General features: G+C 36.5%; 14 protein-coding genes. 13 read left to right on the top strand and 1 reads right to left on the bottom strand.

Features of this window, described 5'->3' with window-relative positions; genetic code table 11:
- Positions 1-92 precede the first annotated feature (92 nt).
- From PALI_RS15390 to PALI_RS15335, 12 genes are all read left to right on the top strand, one after another.
- Complete coding sequence (locus tag PALI_RS15390) at positions 93-287, top strand: hypothetical protein (protein ID WP_077536483.1); 195 nt, start codon at positions 93-95, stop codon at positions 285-287.
- Positions 287-1,399, top strand: coding sequence for a hypothetical protein (locus PALI_RS15385; protein ID WP_193156388.1), 1,113 nt, complete (start codon positions 287-289; stop codon positions 1,397-1,399). The genes PALI_RS15390 and PALI_RS15385 overlap by 1 nt, the downstream gene beginning before the upstream one ends.
- A gap of 92 nt (positions 1,400-1,491) precedes the next feature.
- Positions 1,492-1,683: a hypothetical protein gene (locus PALI_RS15380; protein WP_077536485.1), complete on the top strand. Its 192-nt coding sequence runs from the start codon at positions 1,492-1,494 to the stop codon at positions 1,681-1,683.
- A 61-nt stretch (positions 1,684-1,744) separates the two neighbouring features.
- A complete protein-coding gene (locus PALI_RS15375; protein ID WP_077536486.1) occupies positions 1,745-2,779 on the top strand; it encodes a radical SAM protein in 1,035 nt (344 codons plus the stop codon).
- Positions 2,780-2,783: 4 nt separating this feature from the next.
- Positions 2,784-3,479, top strand: a complete 696-nt coding sequence (locus PALI_RS15370) for a hypothetical protein (RefSeq protein ID WP_077536487.1) — start codon at positions 2,784-2,786, stop codon at positions 3,477-3,479.
- Positions 3,480-3,489: 10 nt separating this feature from the next.
- Positions 3,490-5,604: a peptidase domain-containing ABC transporter gene (locus tag PALI_RS15365; protein ID WP_077536488.1), complete on the top strand. Its 2,115-nt coding sequence runs from the start codon at positions 3,490-3,492 to the stop codon at positions 5,602-5,604.
- A gap of 36 nt (positions 5,605-5,640) precedes the next feature.
- Positions 5,641-6,867, top strand: a complete 1,227-nt coding sequence (locus PALI_RS15360) for an efflux RND transporter periplasmic adaptor subunit (protein WP_077536489.1) — start codon at positions 5,641-5,643, stop codon at positions 6,865-6,867.
- A gap of 8 nt (positions 6,868-6,875) precedes the next feature.
- Positions 6,876-7,610 (top strand): ABC transporter ATP-binding protein, encoded by a 735-nt coding sequence (locus tag PALI_RS15355; RefSeq protein WP_193156387.1) that lies wholly within the window; start codon positions 6,876-6,878, stop codon positions 7,608-7,610.
- Positions 7,604-9,997, top strand: coding sequence for an ABC transporter permease (locus PALI_RS15350; RefSeq protein ID WP_193156386.1), 2,394 nt, complete (start codon positions 7,604-7,606; stop codon positions 9,995-9,997). The genes PALI_RS15355 and PALI_RS15350 overlap by 7 nt, the downstream gene beginning before the upstream one ends.
- Entirely contained in the window at positions 9,990-12,353 is a 2,364-nt protein-coding gene (locus PALI_RS15345) for an alpha/beta hydrolase family protein (RefSeq protein ID WP_193156385.1), read from the top strand. The genes PALI_RS15350 and PALI_RS15345 overlap by 8 nt, the downstream gene beginning before the upstream one ends.
- A gap of 1 nt (position 12,354) precedes the next feature.
- Positions 12,355-12,885: a sugar O-acetyltransferase gene (locus tag PALI_RS15340; RefSeq protein ID WP_193156384.1), complete on the top strand. Its 531-nt coding sequence runs from the start codon at positions 12,355-12,357 to the stop codon at positions 12,883-12,885.
- 77 nt (positions 12,886-12,962) lie between these two features.
- Positions 12,963-14,588 carry a tetratricopeptide repeat protein gene (locus PALI_RS15335; protein WP_193156383.1) on the top strand — a complete coding sequence of 542 codons (1,626 nt, stop codon included), beginning with the start codon at positions 12,963-12,965 and terminating at the stop codon, positions 14,586-14,588.
- A 259-nt stretch (positions 14,589-14,847) separates the two neighbouring features.
- Here PALI_RS15335 and PALI_RS15330 read toward each other — a convergent pair whose 3' ends face one another.
- Positions 14,848-15,312 carry a hypothetical protein gene (locus PALI_RS15330; RefSeq protein WP_149605314.1) on the bottom strand — a complete coding sequence of 155 codons (465 nt, stop codon included), beginning with the start codon at positions 15,310-15,312 and terminating at the stop codon, positions 14,848-14,850.
- Between the two features lie 352 nt (positions 15,313-15,664).
- On the opposite strand from PALI_RS15330, the gene PALI_RS15325 reads away from it, so the two are divergent.
- Positions 15,665-17,305 carry a hypothetical protein gene (locus tag PALI_RS15325; RefSeq protein ID WP_033030524.1) on the top strand — a complete coding sequence of 547 codons (1,641 nt, stop codon included), beginning with the start codon at positions 15,665-15,667 and terminating at the stop codon, positions 17,303-17,305.
- Positions 17,306-17,345 lie beyond the last annotated feature (40 nt).

The following is a 17,345-nucleotide window of genomic DNA, read 5'->3' as shown; positions in this document are numbered from 1 at the left end:
TTTTAGTTATACATATATTACGCTTTAATTATTGTAAAACTAAAACACTACAATAGGCTGCATTTTTAACTTACAGTCATAAGGTACAGACTATGCATAATCCCATAGAAAATGAAAAAAATGCAATCACTGCCCATAGAACAAATGACGGATTAATAGAAATTACAAGCCTAGAGTTGCTTGATCAACTCGTCGGAGGCTTTATAAGTCCAGAAAACGTTTATTGTAATGTTATTGATAATGATGAAAAACCTACAACTGTAACAAGCCAAGAAGGCATCGGTTAATGGACATTGAAACTTGCAAGCCATATAAACCAAAACTGAAGCGATTAACTGAAAAAAGAGATCTAATCTCTTTATCAAATCTTGAGGATTGGTGTGAAGAAATGTGTCTTGTTTTTGATAGGGATGTTCTTAATAAAAATTCAAGCACCAACAAAACCCTACATTGGTTAATTAATGCCTACCCTCTTATTCTAGCCTACCAAGGAAAAATACAAGAAAGCGAATTTTTTTTACACAGAGTAATTGCTTATTGGTCAGATAAATTCTTACAAGATAAAAACAATCAAAGTCTTATCAACTTAATAGACCCCACTATTAACTTACTGCGCCTTTATAAGCTGACAAACCAACACTCAGCATTTCAGCAGCTTATGTGTGAAACAGCTATTCTCGATAATACTAATAAAGCAAAACTAGGCTCTATAAGTGTAAACAAAGAAATACTAGGTGAACAATGGAACACATTGTATACGGCTACACTCGATGAGATTTTAAAATATAACCTTTTAGAGTCAAAGCATAATGAGGTGCTTAAAATCAGAGAGACAATACCACAACAGTACAGAGAAAAAAATTTATACATCGAAGCAGAAATTGTAGCTTGTATTAGCTTAGAAAAATTTGAAGACGCTATTCAGCTTTGCTGGAGTCAAATAAATAAAAGTACGTGTATAAAAAGTGGCGTATATAGCTATCGTTTATATGAAACTTTCAAAGCTATGGGGCTAACAGTGAAAGCTGAAACAGTAATGAAACACTTAATTTCAAATATGGAAAAGACCCCCTTAGATTCGTTGTCTAAACTAAATTTCTCTTCATGTATTATCGAGGAAAAAAAACTATCTATTGAATCTCTATTAGTAAAAAAAACATTGAATCAATATGAAAATATAAAAGATGAATTTAATTACGGGATGACTCTTTGTAATTTGCAATCTAATCACCCAACTAATCACAATAAAGAAAAACTACTTAAACTGTATGAGAAAACAGATTACAAAATATTAAAAAGTAGGATTGAAGTTTTATTTAACATCAAAAACAAAAAAAAACCGACCTCGAACGTTTGGCTACCTAAAATATCAAACCATTTAAATGAGATTATTGTATAAACCTCGTAGTTATTACAGTTATCTATTTCTTTTTTAAAACTCATACTAACTTCACCCCATTAAGGGGAAACAATAATCTAAAGGAACATAAAATGAGCAATAAATTTGAAAATATAGAAAGTGAAGAAATCAAGCTAAATGAGTTAGGTGAAATTGAACTAAGTGAAGAACTTACAGATGCTGTTGCAGGCGGTTTCTCTCCAGAAGAAGAAGACGAAGAAGGAAATACGGGCTGTGGTAACACTGTAAATGGTAGTTGTGGATCATCTCTAAAAGAGCTTTAACTATCACGCAGACTACTTCTTTATAAAGGTAGTCTGCGCAAGCAAAACAATAGGGGAAAAAATGACAACTTCAATAGATCAGGTTAAAGGCTTTGCTAAGCAACAACTAGTAAATAGCCTTAGCAATAAAAAGCTTCAGCTCATTATTTTTCCAACAGAGCAATGTAACTTTCGCTGTGTATATTGCTATGAAGACTTTGAAATCGGAAAAATGCCTCGATGGCTAATTGACGCAACTAAAATATTAATCAGTAACAAAATGCCTAATTTGGAGTATTTATCCCTGAGCTGGTTTGGCGGCGAGCCTTTATTGGCGAAAGACGTACTTTTTGAAATAGCAGAATTTAGCCAATCATTAGCGGAAAAGTATAAATGTAAAGTATCCGGAGATTTAACCACCAATGGTTTTTTACTTGATATTAAAACATTAACAAAACTCGTTGAATTAAAACAAAACAGTTTTCAAATATCTATTGATGGTGATAAAGAGTCACATGACACAACTCGCTTAACACGCAATGGCAAGGGCAGCTTTGACCGAATTTGGAGAAGATTGTTAGATGCTTCATCCACTGATCTAGATTTCAATATAACCCTCAGAGTACATATCACTGACTTAAATCATGAAAGTGTATTAAGTTTTTGTAAACGTTTTGATGAAACACTCAAAGATGACGCTAGGTTTAGACTTTTTTTTAAAGAAATATCTAATTTAGGCGGTGAAAATCAAATAGTAATCCAAGATTTAATAGCAAAAAAATCAGCTAAAGAATTAGCAAAAGATTTAACAAATCGCTACTCCGAAAAAAGTAAAATATTAAATAGTAAAGGGCATTACATTTGTTATGCCGGAAAACCAAACTCTTTAGGTATTAGGGCAAATGGCAATATTAACAAATGCACAGTCGCATTGGATGATGACAGAAATAATATTGGTAAAATTAACCCTGACGGCACACTAACTTTAAATAATGAAAAATTTAGCACATGGGTAAAAGGTTTTACTACGCTAGATAGTTGGCAAATGGGTTGCCCGCTAAGTTATATGAATCACAATAGTGTTGTTGGTGATATTCCCATCAAGAAAGTAAGTTAATAATATGTCTATTGTTAATATGTTCCGCAAAGAAGCGCTTAGAAATCAATATAAATCGAGTGATATTGGCAAATCACTCATAAAGCAGCCTAAAATTATAAATAATTCTATTGCAGCTTTAATAGCAATTTTCGTATTTAGCTTTTTAGTTATTAATGTTCTAACTTTCTCAACAAAAAGCAGTCTTGACGCCAAAGTCTCACCTGAACACTATACCCCGCTTATTTATAATGAAGTTGTCGTTATAAATAAGCACTTTGCGATAGATGGTGAAAGAGTTAGAAAAAATCAACAGCTACTTACTATTTCTAAGTTTGATAGTAATAGTAAGTTAGAAAAAGAGGTCATTCGCTCTCCTTCCGATGGTTTATTTTTTCATTCTTTAATCGAAAAAAATATAATACAACCATTTGAACCACTTGGTTACCTTTTAAGTACCTCTTCAGAAAATGAGTTATCTTTTTGGATTTCTAGCAATGAAAATATGAGTATTAATGTAAATGACCACGTTACTTTAATTGTCAACAATGATGAATTAAAAGGCATAGTTACAATGGTTGTTGGTAGTAATAAAAACAATAAAGAACAAAAAGTACATTTAAAATTAGAAGCTAACAACTATTCAAAACTGTCACCTACCGCAGATATAAAAATACTACTCACTCAGCAATCAGAAAAAGTCCTCAACTTAATTAAATAGTGAAATTTAAATGCGTCTCACAGACTACATTGACTTTAAACCATCAAAACTGCCTCTTTTCTTACAAAGTGAGGTAGCTGAATGTGGTATCACATGTATAGCTATGATTGCTTTTTATCATGGCTATAAGGTAAATATGCTTGCTATGCGACAACGCTACCCTGTTGGAACTCAAGGGATAACTGTTAAGCATATTTTAAAAATAGCAGATGATATAGGCCTGTCTGGCCGAGTACTAAAATTAGAATTAGGCCAGCTCTCAAAGCTAAAGGGACCTGCAATATTGCATTGGAACTTTAATCACTTCGTCACCCTAGCTTCAGTTAATAGATCAGGAATAGTCATCCATGATCCAGCTAAAGGAAAGGTTAAACTTGATTGGAGACAAGTATCTGAAGCATTTACCGGTATTGCAATTGAGTTAACCCCAACATCAGCATTTACTGTGGCTGATGAGCGAATAAAAATGCCGCTAAAAGCATTTATTGGCAATATTGAAGGGCTCGCATCATCATTATTTAAGATATTCGTTGTAGCCTTGATTTTGCAATGCTTCCTCTTAATATCTCCCTACTACATTAGAATTGTAATAGATCATGGTATACCTCTTTCAGATGGCGGAATATTAATATGGCTGTTAGCTGCTTTTATAACTGTTACTTTACTGACAACCTTCAGTAATATTATTCGCTCTGCCGCCATTTTATATTTAGACAAAAACTTAGGTTTTCAAGTAAAAGCTAATATTCAGCGCCATTTACTTCATTTACCACTTTCCTTTTTTGAATCTCGCCATGTTGGAGATATAAAATCAAGGTTTGAAGCGTTTAATGAGGTCCAGCGCATGATCAGTCGTGGATTTATTTCTGCTATTGTTGAAGGGCTTCTCGGCATTACAACTTTAATCATTATGTACACTTACTCCCCAACCCTTGCATTAGTCTCTGTATCATTTCTCTCTTTCACATTACTTCTTAGGCTTTATTTAACCAATAAAGAGAATAAACATTTAGAACAAGTTTTATCTAAGCAAGCAAAAGAAAACAGTCATTTTTTAGAGACCATCAGAGCAATTATGCCCATAAAATGCTACGTAAAAGAAAGTACCCGACTTTCTTCGTGGCTTAATCTATTTGCTGATACGACTAACGAGAACATTAAACGAGAAAAAGTAACTATTGCAGCAGAAATTAGCCAAGATCTAGTCAGTAAAGTTGAATATTTAATCGTTATTTTTATTGGTGCCACATTAATAATAAATAAAGAGTTCACAATAGGGATGTTTATTGCATTTCTAGCTTATAGGCAACAATTTTCAAGCAGTACACAAACTCTGGTAGATCATATATTTAAGTTCAAGCTTGCTTCAACTTACTTGCGTAGAATGTCTGATATAGTGATGCAAAGCCAAGAGCAAGAAAACCCTCAATTAACAATATCAAAAGAGCACGCTAAAGGGCATATCGAAGTACGTGACTTGCACTTTAGGTATTCAACATCTTCTGCGTGGTTATTTAAAGGAATCAATTTTAAAATAAATGCAGGGGAATCAGTCGCTATTATTGGCCGTTCCGGTTTAGGGAAATCATCACTACTTAAATTGATGACTGGATTAATCAAAGCAGAACAAGGTGATTACTTATTAGATGGGCATTCGATAAATATGCTTGGAATGAGAAACTTTCGTTCAATGTGTGCAACTGTCATGCAAAATGATCAATTACTAAATGGTTCTTTAATTGAAAATATTTGCTTCTTTGAGCCAAAGCCTGATCTAGATAAAATCACAGAAGCTGTTAAAGGTGCTGCAATATGGCATGAGATTCAAAGCATGCCTATGGGTCTGCATACTCAAGTTGGTGATTTAGGTAGCTCATTGTCAGGTGGTCAAAAACAAAGATTGCTTTTGGCGAGAGCGCTTTACAGCCAACCAGTCATTCTGTTTTTGGATGAAGCAACTAGCCACTTAGATGCGATGACAGAGTTAAAGGTCAATCAATATTTAAAATCAAAAAAAATCACACGGATCAGCGTCGCTCATAGGCAAGAGACAATACAAGCCGCAGATAGAATAATTGATCTCGAAGAATTAATTAAGAACCAAACGTTAGCCCAAGCTGTGTGATTAAATACCACGATAAGAATAACAAAAGGAATAGCTATGAAATTTACATCCAAACTAATCTATCAAGGGTTGATAGGTTTATCTGTCGTTATGCTTATCTCAGGGTGGCAATTAGGGTTTGCAGATAATGCCGAAGTTATTTCAAAAGATTCAGTCACTATCTCTAAAGTCGAGCGCGGTGATTTTTCAATTAGGGTGGATGGTTATGGTTCACTACAATCAATCAATAAGCGGCTTCTTACTGCAACCAGCAATGCTGTGGTAGACGAAATAAAACTAAAAGCGGGTGCTGTGGTTAAACATGACACTGTGATCCTTACTTTAAATAACCCTGAATTAGAAAGTAAGCTGCGCTTAGCATTAGCAAAACTTAAAAATGCCAAGACCCAAAAGCGACAAACCGTATTGCTACAACAACGCGAGATGCTAAATAACGAGTCAAGCGTATCTGAGCTAAAAGCACAATCTGAAATAGCGATGCTACAAGTTGAAGCAGAACGTACATTGGCTAAATCAGGTATTGTTTCAGGGATCAGTGCTAAGAAGAATGAACTCGAAGCCAAGCAGTTATTAAAGCGTATTGACCTTGAAGAATCCAAGCTTGATAAATTAGCACAGATGCAAAAAGAGTCGCTTTCGATTCAAGATGACTTAATAGACCAAGCGCAAGACGAGTTTGATGTCGCCAAATTGATGGTAGAGCAGCTTTCAGTTAAAGCGGGGATGAGTGGTGTTATTCAACGTCTGCCTTTAAGTTTAGGGCAAAGTGTCACTGCGGGTTCTGAACTGGCGCTAATCGGTAGCCTCTCTCCTTTGGTTGGTGAAATAAAAGTACCGCAAATTCAAGCTCATTTAATTCAAATAGGTATGACAGCCCAAATTAGTACTTTGAATGACCAAGTGCGCGGTCAAGTGGTGCGTGTAGATCCTGTGATCAGCGACGGTGCTGTACAAATTGATATTGAACTCGAAGCTTCAGAATTAGACACCATGAAGCCTATGCAGCAAGTCGATGCGACTATTTTTGCCGATGTACAAAAAGATGTGAATTATATAAAACAACCAACAGGTGCAAGCGAAGGTAGCTATGGCTCATTATTTAAACTCACAATGGATAACAGAGCAGTTAAAATTGAAGTGCAATACGGTAAAGCATCAGGCCAACTTATTCAAGTGTTGTCAGGGCTAGAACCTGGCGAACAGGTTATTATTTCCACATTAGATATCCCCGCAGAAACAACAACAATAAAAATTGCTGGTTAAGGAAAAACATGAATACTGAAATTTTAAGAGTTAATAACCTGAGTAAGTCTTTTTCTAATGGTGAGCAAGTAAGTCAAATTTTAAAAGGGATTAGCTTTACCGTATACGACGGCGAGTTTATTTCTATTTCTGGGCCTTCGGGCTGTGGCAAGTCAACACTTCTTAACATTATGGGGCTGCTCGACACCCCTCAAAGTGGTGAGTATTACATTGATGGTTTATTAGTCTCTGATATGGACTCAAACCAACGTGCAAAAGTACGCGGTAATCGTATTGGCTTTGTGTTTCAATCGTTTAACTTAATTGATGAAATGACCGTACTTGAAAATGTTGCGCTGCCACTAAAATACCGTGGTGACTCTTTATCATCACGTCATGCAAGAGCGTTAGATTGCCTAGAAAAAGTAGGCCTCGCTGATAAAGCTGATTTACACCCAAATCAAATTTCTGGTGGTCAGCAGCAACGTGTATCGATTGCGCGCGCATTAGCTGGTGATTCTGGCATCATGCTGGTCGACGAGCCCACTGGTAACTTGGACTCAAAAAATGGCGATGCGATTATGGCATTAATAAAAGACCTTAATCTACAAGGTACAACTATTGTACTGGTTACCCATGACCCGCGTTATGCCAACATGGCTACGCGGAATATTCAGCTAAAAGATGGCACCGTGGTTACCGATAAAAGCGAGTCTAGTACTGATACGGCAGCTAACTTAGCTCAGGTAACTCAACCATGTTAAAAACCGCCTACAGTACATTCAAACGGGCTAAGCAGTACTATTTCACCACGGTTTTTACACTGGCACTTACACTGTCGATGGTGCTTAGTTCATTTAGCTTAGTTGATTTAGTGTTTTTCGCCCCGCTACCTTATCAGCAAGGCGATAACTTATATTTACTTGAAGGCACCATTAACTCTAAAGGCTACTCAGGGCCTGCAAGTAACTCAAAAGTAATGCACTACATTGAAAACGAAAACACCGTTTTTACGGATATCGCTACTTATCATAAATGGACTGATTATAAGCTGCTAGATAAGCCCAGCAGACCCGCAATAGATGTCATACTCGCTTCACATAATTTATTTGATTTACTCGGCGTAAAGCCAAAAATTGGTCGGTTATTTAACAAATCAGAAGCGCTTGGTACCAAGCAAATGTCGGTCGTATTAGGTTATCGTGCTTGGCAAGCTCACTATAAAAGTGACCCTAATATTGTTGGTAAAAAAATACAACTTAATCAACGTCGTTTCACTGTTATTGGTGTCGCTCCCAATGACCTTGTACTACCCAATTACAGTAATATAAATGACGCAATTTGGTTACCTATTGATGCTGATGAAGCCTTTAACCCTAAAACATCTAACGGTTTTATGGGCGCATATAAGAGCGTTGTTAGATTTAAGCCCGCAACCTCAGAGCAAGAAATTAGCAAACAATTAAGTGATTTATCGCTCAAAGGTGCACAGTTGCACGCGCCTAATATTTTAAAAGACTTTACTGTGGATGCGCGTGTTACTGCATTTAGTGAGGCCCTTAGAGGTGACAGTGGGAAGATTGTATTAATGCTATTACTAGGTGTGTGCTTGTTAATGCTCATTGCACTCATCAACCTGTCTAGCATGCAGCTTGCAAAAGCCATTACGCGCATAAAGCCGCTTGCAATCAGCTTTGCTTTTGGCGCCAGTAAAAAACAACTCATTATTGAAACACTAAAACATAATGTTTTACTCATCAGTATTGCGGTGTTATTGGCTCTAACATTTACTCAAATAGGCTTTATGGTTATTCAAAGCTTAGCTGCCAATGCTATTCAACGTTTAGATACGCTGTCTCTTAGCTTTAATACTTTGCTGTTTTCAGCGTTTCTAATCATCAGCATTGCCTCACTTTACTCATTCATAGAGCTCAGTGTTGTTAAAGAAAAAAACCTAATGAGCAGCCTACAAAGCAGCGGAAAAGGAACCGGTAAACAAATGAGTTCTGCCACCAGCCACCTACTGGTTGGTTTGCAAATTTTGTTTTCGTTTTTAGTATTAACCACCGCTAGCCATGTTGTACTTGTTACGCTATCTGAAGCACTTAGAGATAACGGCATTAACACAAAAAGCAAGTACTCACTGACTGTTAATTACAGCAATATTGATAAATCTAGCGAACGTATTAATTTACACAAAGCAATTAGCCAGAGGTTGCTGGCACTTAATTATGTAAGCAGCTTATCTGTCTCGTCCGAAATGAGGCTGCCGAAAACGGTTAACGTCAATCAAATATACAACGAAGCCGGACAGTATATTGCCCAAGCACGTAATAGCTTAGTAACCGCCAATTATTTTACTGAACTTAGCTTAACGATAACAGGTAAAGGCTTTGCCAAAGGAGACGAACAACTCGAAAACCCACCGATCATTATTAATCAACGCCTTGCGGACTTACTTAATAAAAACAGTAATGATGTACTCAATAGTAAGGTGAGTTTTGACAATAAAAAATACTACTCAATAATAGGTATTGTCAGCAACACCTATGTACCGGGCAGCCCTGAAAGTGAAGACTTTGAAGTGTTTACACCTAAAGATTACCCTGGCTGGCGTCAGTTTACGTATTTGATTACTGCTTCAGATGACAATAATGCAATTGCCCGCATTCAACAAGCGGTATTAGAAGTAGACCAACGATTAGACATCAATAACATCGCCTCTTTAACAAGTCTGTTTGATGGTAAAAGACAACGTCATTTAAATGCAGCATGGCTGGCTATTGTATTGGCATCAACATCGCTACTGATGGTGTGTATTGGCATAAACGGTATTGTTAGCTATTTAGTTAAAGTACGCAGATATAGCTTAGGCGTTAAGCTTTCTATGGGGGCTGACAGTTATAGATTGCTAAGAGAAAGCTTACTAGAGCTAATGCAACCCATTACAATGAGCTTAGTGTTAGCTTTTTCGTTGGCATTTTTAATTATAGGCTATTGTATGTCATTACCCGGGGTTGCCCTACCTATAAACTGGTGGTTAACAATGGTCATTTGGTTGGGATTATTAGGTATATCAGTACTTGCCAGCTTTTTCCCGATCCGCCAAACGTTACAGCAAGATCCAATTAAGGCGTTACGAAATGAGTAAATTTTACCTTATTGTAGCGCTATGGTTCCTTGCCCCCTTGCCCGTTGAAGCTATTGAAAAAGAGAATAGTAAGTGGGCAAATCTCATAGAGTCTACGGGGCAAGAAACTATTTCATTGTCACCTGATGGGGAACGGGTTTTATTTTTACACCAAATTAAGTATCCATCTATAGAGTACTTATCTCAGCAGCGCGTACAGTTAGCTGGTCTGGATTTTTATACTAATTTATCGAGCAGAGTTGATACTAAACAATATAGCCACGCTACTTTATTTAACATCTCAAAAAACTCTAGAGAAGAAATTAAGGCAATAGAAGGAGTGATTATCGATTTTAATTGGTCTCCTGATGCTAAAAAAGTAGCTTTTTTAATTCAAAATAACACCAACACACATCTATGGTTACATGATGTAATTAAAAATGATTTTAAAAAGTTAACTAACATCAATTTATCTACAAGCCTTGGCGACAGGCATTTAAGATGGCTACCTGGTGGTCAAGCCATTATCGTCAAGCAGCGAAACTTGCCAATAAAGGCATCTGAATATATACGTAAAAAACCCAATTTATTATCATCAGAGCTGCAAACAGATCAAGGACGGACCTACCAAAGTTTATTAATAAATGACAAGATGAAGAATCAGTTTATATCTATCAATCAAACCAAGTTAGTAAAGGTTGATTTAAATGGTGAAGTTTCTATTTTAACGGGTAGTAGTTTATTTAATTATTTTTCAGTATCTCCTGATGGAAATTATTTACTATATTCTATGCTACCCAATAAACTATCATCTTATTTACCTTATAAAAAATGGGGGCGGTCTTATAATGTCATCAACATAGAAAACCCTATTGCCTTATATAGCTTACCAAATTTAAACGATAAAATTAACCTACCTAAATCCAAAGATAGTGTCCCTATTGGCGCTAGATTGGTGAAATGGCTACCGTCATATGGCTCTACTATCAGCTGGGTAGAAGCGAGCGATAAAGGAGATATGTCTTTACCACAAACATATCATGATCATATTTATAAGTTGGAAAGCCCATTTTTAGGCAATAAAAAATTGATACATCAAGTAACATGGAGAGTTCACGATGTTTTATGGAGTTTATCTGGTGCAGGAATACTTCAAGATTGGCGTTATGAAAGTAAACAGGCAAGAACAACTTTAATTAATGCCCAAACTCCTACGAGTACTTTAATCCATCAAAGAGATTATCGTGATAAATATAATGACTTTGGTGACCCACAAACTTTACGCACACCTGCCGGATATGAAGTTTTAGTTGAGCAAAATAATAACTTATTTTTCTTTTCTTCTGGTCAAAGTAAAAAAGGCATAAGACCAATAGCCAAATATTACAATACATTGAGTAATCTTGATAAAACAATATTTTTAAGCAATGCTGAACATATAGAAATGCCTTTAAGGGTCGCTAATAATACCTTAATAATACAAAAACAAGATAATATAAGCGCACCTCAATATTACGCATTAACGAATAAAGATTTTAAAAAAAAGGTCATACTTTATTCGAGTGAAAATAAAAATGAATTTATTAACCAACCACTTACTATTAGCTACAAAAGAAATGACGGATTAGATCTCACTGGGACGCTACACTTACCTAACAGCTATAATGTATCAGATAAAATTCCTGCTATTTTATGGATTTATCCTGATGAATTTAAAAATAAAAAACTTAGCCAACAAAATACAGTACGAACGAATTTATTTAGAGAATTTGATCCACTAAGTCCACTGGTATTTCTACATGACGGTTTTGCCGTTTTCGAATCTCCTTCAATGCCAATCACATCATTTGATGGAAGCGAACCTAACGATGACTTTATTAATCAAATTCATTTGAATGCCAAGGCTGCAGTAGATGCTTTAGAGAAAACGGGTCGTATTGATGTGCAGAAATTAGCCGTTATGGGTCACTCTTACGGGGCTTTTACAGTAGTAAACTTACTTGCGCATACCGATCTATTCAAAGTTGGTATTGCACGAAGTGGCGCTTATAATAGAACCCTAACACCCTTTGGGTTTCAGGGAGAAAAACGTAATCTATGGCAAGCAAAGGAAACATACATTAATATATCGCCTCTAATTTACGCAGATAAAATAAATGAACCATTATTATTAGTTCATGGTGAAAGCGATCAAAACTCTGGCACCTACCCAATGCAGTCAATGAGAATGTATCAAGCATTAATTGCTAATAAAAAAACAGCTCAGCTAATTATGCTCCCGTATGAAGGGCATACCTATCAAGCTAAAGAAAACTTATCTTATTTGCTTACACACCAATCTGAATGGATGAAGAAGTGGCTCAACACTTCAAAATAACATGCTAAAACAATTTAATTCAATTACTAAAGAGTTACTTGAAAAGCGCAAAGCCGCTCATGAAATCTGTCGCTTATTTAATAAAAGCCCAAGTAAAGGTAATTTAAAGCGTATTAAAGGGCTATTTGCGCAATGCGGGGAGGGTGTAATTATTGAAGCTGGGTTTCATTGTGATTATGGCTCGCAAATGCAAATTGGTGATCGTACTTTTATAAACATTAATTGCACTGTATTAGATGCACCAATAATTGAAGGAGTCATTACCATTGGCAGTGATTGCTTAATTGGCCCTAATGTACAGCTATTAGCGGTATCTCATGCAGTTGAGCCCAAACAAAGACTACAGAAAGAAAACTTTGCGGCCCCAATAACTATAGGTAATAACGTATGGATTGGCGCAGGAGCTATTGTTTTATCAGGTATTACCATTGGCGATAATAGCGTGATTGGTGCCGGCTCGGTAGTCACCAAAGACGTAACCGCTAATACCGTGGTTGCAGGAAATCCAGCACAAAAAATACGTGATATTTAATAGTCACACAATCTTTATGACGAAAAGTTAATACTGTGTTATTTTTAGTTTAACAAAAATGCAACTCGTACTTAGTGATGTTTCTAAATATTGTTTTTATTATATTTTTACTTTTTTCTTATCCGATATCGGCGAGTGTTTGTGAGCAAAATAAATCGGTTGATATAACGAGTGATATTTTAACCTGCAAGCAAAAAATCAGTAAACTCAAGCCACACTCAACTGCATCATTTGAGGCTAAATTAGAATTAGCTGTACTGTATAGACAAGCTGGTGATTTAGCCTTAGCAAACTCAGAGCTTGAGCAACTACTTAGCCAAAGTTTAAGTATTTCACAGCAATATCATGTAACGCGACAACTCGGTATTAATGCATACAGGCAAAGAGGTTATATTCAATCTCTTACTTATTTTCATAAAACACAAAAGCTTGCTACGCAGTTAAAAAACTTAAGTTATGAAGGTCAAACATCGAATGATCTTGCTAATATATATCAAGCGCTTGGAGATTTAGACACCGCTTTAACTTTATTTTTAAACAGTTACGACATTGCTAAGCAATTAAACGACTTAAAACGCCAAGCCGTTACTTTAAATAATTTAGGTAATATATCGCGAGATATTAATCAATTAGATGATGCTATCGTGTCATTTCGACAAGCACATTTACTGCATACACAACTTGGCAATCAAACAAAGGCAAACCATACGCTGATAAGCTTAGCTGAAGTGTTTTTTAAAAAGTTACAGTTTGATAAAGCGATAAACCTTATAAACACAACGCTCACGCAGTTAAATAATAGTGGTGCGCATACTCAAGCTTCACGTGCCTACTTACTACTCGCTGAAATCGCTTTAGCTCAAAATAAACTTAATGAGGCACAAAAATGGCTCGCAACACAAAAACGTACCCGTAGCCTTATTCAAAATGACAAAGTCGACCAACGGGCGCTATTAATAGAAGCAAAACTAAAACAACTAGAAGGTAATGACACTGAAGCGCAAGTGTTATTAAAACAAGGGTTAGCTAAAAACCACAATCAAAACAGCCAACTAACAGAGCTATTTTACATCGCACTCGCTCAATCACAACAACAATCAAAACAATACCGTGATGCGCTAAGTACGCTTGAAGATTACAATACAATGTTACGCCAAAATCGAGCTGATACGGCCAATCTATACCAGCTACGCTTGAAGCAAGCCGATATTCTCCCAAATAAGCCACAACATAACTATTTAACTCTTTATAATATATTAGCGGTATTTAGTGCCTTTATAGTAGGCGTGTTGCTCAGCTATAAATATTTAGCACAAACAAGCAAACCTCTAAATACAGTGAACAACGCCGCCCCCAACGAAGCTATCGACACAGAGCAAGACACTCGCCAATTAATTGTAGAAGTCATGACGCTATCGCTGAGTATTTGGGAACAAACAAGCTCAAAAACAAGAATTGAGCTAGCAGAAGAAAGTAAAATGTGGAAAGTAAACATTGATGATGGTCGGCTGCGGGTGCGAACCTTAGAGCGTTATTTAGCGATTAAAACACTGCCTAAAAAACCTCGCTGGCATAATATAATAAAAACCGCACATTATGTTATTAACCACTGCAACGAAGAACATGAAGATATACATAAACTAAAGCAACAAATACAAAAGCTTGAAATACTTGCTAAAGCCTCACCTCACTATTTAACCTGAACTCTGGTTAAGAGATTTACTAACATATTGAATCATGGTGATATTTAAATTTATTTTCTCTAGCCAAAGATTTTCAGTGAAAACAAGGCGAATTTACGCGTCAATAGCTGGCCTATTGCAAGTAAATTCAACGCAGTTAGCGCTGAAAATAGCTGCTAGAGATAGATTTATTATCCAGAGTTCAGGTTACTTAACCTGAATCAGAATTAGAATTAAAAAGCACAAGGTATCACTTATATCACCTCGTGCTACGGTTTAACTATTTTGCTGTATCACAGATATAACACGCTAATGTAACGCCCATGCTAGCTTTAAATTTTTGATGGTGCTCGTCCCCTTTAAATTCGTAAGGGCCTTCAAAGCGAGTAAATATTTGCATATCTGGGTTTAATGTATTATCAAAACGCATCATATTTGAGTGTAACGACTCACACATATTGTTTCCCATATCGTAAGCTAAGCGCCAATCATCAAACTGACCACAATCTAACATTGGGCTTTCTCGACCTGATGCAGAAAGTCTTTTTTCCGTACACCCACTACTTGTATCACTTTTTAAAAATGAAAACGTTCCTGTCGATATTTTCATCGAAGCGAGCAATATTGTTTGCTTTTTAGGGCAGTTTTGCGCGTTAACTTGAAGTTCTTCTTGCAGCATTTTTGCACTATGAGCATGCGCAAAGGTTGTTAGTAACAGACTTGATATTAAAATTGTATATTTCATTATATTTACCTCCATTTATTTACTTAATCCTATTGTTGATGCTGTATTTACATACCTATTAAATACAAAACCAACTCAAAAAGTGTGCATCAAAGAGAGGTAAATCACACTTAAAATCATGGGGCAATTGGGTAAAAACGGGTAAATTTATTTTTAAGTTACTGTATTTAAGAATATATACATTTATTCAATTCAAAAAATAATGCCCAGCATGTTTACACCCCCTTACTTTTCTCACTTTTACCTAACTCGCCCCCTGCTGACCCTGCTAATTCCTTTCGTGATGAAAATAAACAAGCAATATAAAAGGGCACATTATTTGTGCTTATTTATTATTTATGGAGGAATAAAAATGAAACGTACATTAATGACACCACTTGCTTTAGGTTCTCTTGTGTATATGGCAATCATAAGTACCACTGCATTTGCAGGTACTGTTGAAAATACCAACCACCGTACTACCGCTTTAGAAAATGATTATGGTGCAATGGCACCTGCTCAAGTTAGTAAACAAACTTGGCAGACTATTTCAGCGTGGTCTACTGACTCGCTTTCTTTGCTTGATTTTATGGCTGAAAACGATGAAGAAGCGGTACTCAATCATTATATTGAAAAACTAACAGCAACTTATCAGGCCGAAGAAATCTTAAGCCAAATAAAAGAGATAGACGTAAATGCGCTTGATTTATGGTCTACGGTGCTTGCTGATCACTCACCAGAGGACAGCTATTACCTTGCACGCTACCTTATACAATATAAGCCGGCTCTTTTTAAGCAATGGTTAACAATGCAAAAAATGGTTTCGTTAGCTGAGTTTGTCGAAATAAACAATCCACGATTATTTGAAGCGTGGTTTGAAAATTACGCAGCGCCTAAGAAAAAAGGGCTCTCTGTTTTAAGCTATAACAAGGAAATGGATCCAACTACTTATAATGAAATTAAAGAGTTATTAAATAAAGATGCAAAGGGTGGTCCAAAGTCAGCCTGTGCCTGCCAAATGGTAGTGCCAAATACAGGCTCTGGTACTGTGGTAACAAATTACCCTTCAACCCCATCATCACCTGCACCTGAAACGTCTAGTGACAATAAAGGAATGTCTAAACACGGACTTAACTTTACCAGTACTGCTTACGGCGCATTTCATTCAGGCGATGGTGAGCGTTGGTCAAAACATAAAGCGTATGGCTACGACAACACAATAAGTCATAACTCTACTGAGTTTTCGGTAAAAATGCTGTGTGCCGATAAAGCGGGTTTTGATTGTAATCAAAGTAATTCATGTTCAGGAAACTTAGAAGTTAGAGGCACTTATGCCTCGCGCTTCCATGTAAAAGGGACCGCAAAGCAAATTTGGTCAAAAGCCACTAATGCACACTCTGCCGATGGCGCAAAGTTTGCCGTTGATTTACCTGGTTCTGCTCCTGAGATTGTATTGTTTAATAAAGCCGGTGGTGCAGCAATGAGCTTTAACACTGGATGGGATATTAACTCGGTGCTGGGCACTATAAAAGCAGCTTTAGGTATTACTGCTGCAATAGTGAATGACAATGCGGGTAGCTTACTCGATGCACAACTTGCCAGTGATTTAATTACTAATATTGCAGGCATAATTACCCGTTCGGGTAACGAAGCGAGCGTAAATTCGACAATGCGAGCTCGATTTGATTCATCTGACGTAAGTCCATTTTTGTTGCAACCCAACGAAGTTTACCACTTCACGCTCGACTCAGAAGCCCACGTTAAAGCACGAGGTTATGGCGGTTATTCTGATAGTCATTTTGAGTTTGGTAGCTCTGGCGCTGTAATGTATGCCGCTAACCACTTTACTTGTGGCACAAATGTTACCGCCCCCATGCCTACCGGTTTATGGTTTTATGCCAGCCAGTCAGGTCCTGATAACACCGCATCTCTTCGTAGTGATGTAGAAAATTGGCTATCTATTCAGCTCAATCAGGGTGTTAATGCTTCGCAGCAGCAAGGGGTTGTATATTAAGCACTGCAATCGAACTTATAAAGGGTAGGTGTTTCCTACC

It is taken from the genome of Pseudoalteromonas aliena SW19, from assembly GCF_014905615.1.
GTDB lineage: Bacteria > Pseudomonadota > Gammaproteobacteria > Enterobacterales > Alteromonadaceae > Pseudoalteromonas > Pseudoalteromonas aliena.
Note: the sequence above shows the minus strand (reverse complement) of the source record. Positions and strands in the feature narration are given on the sequence as shown.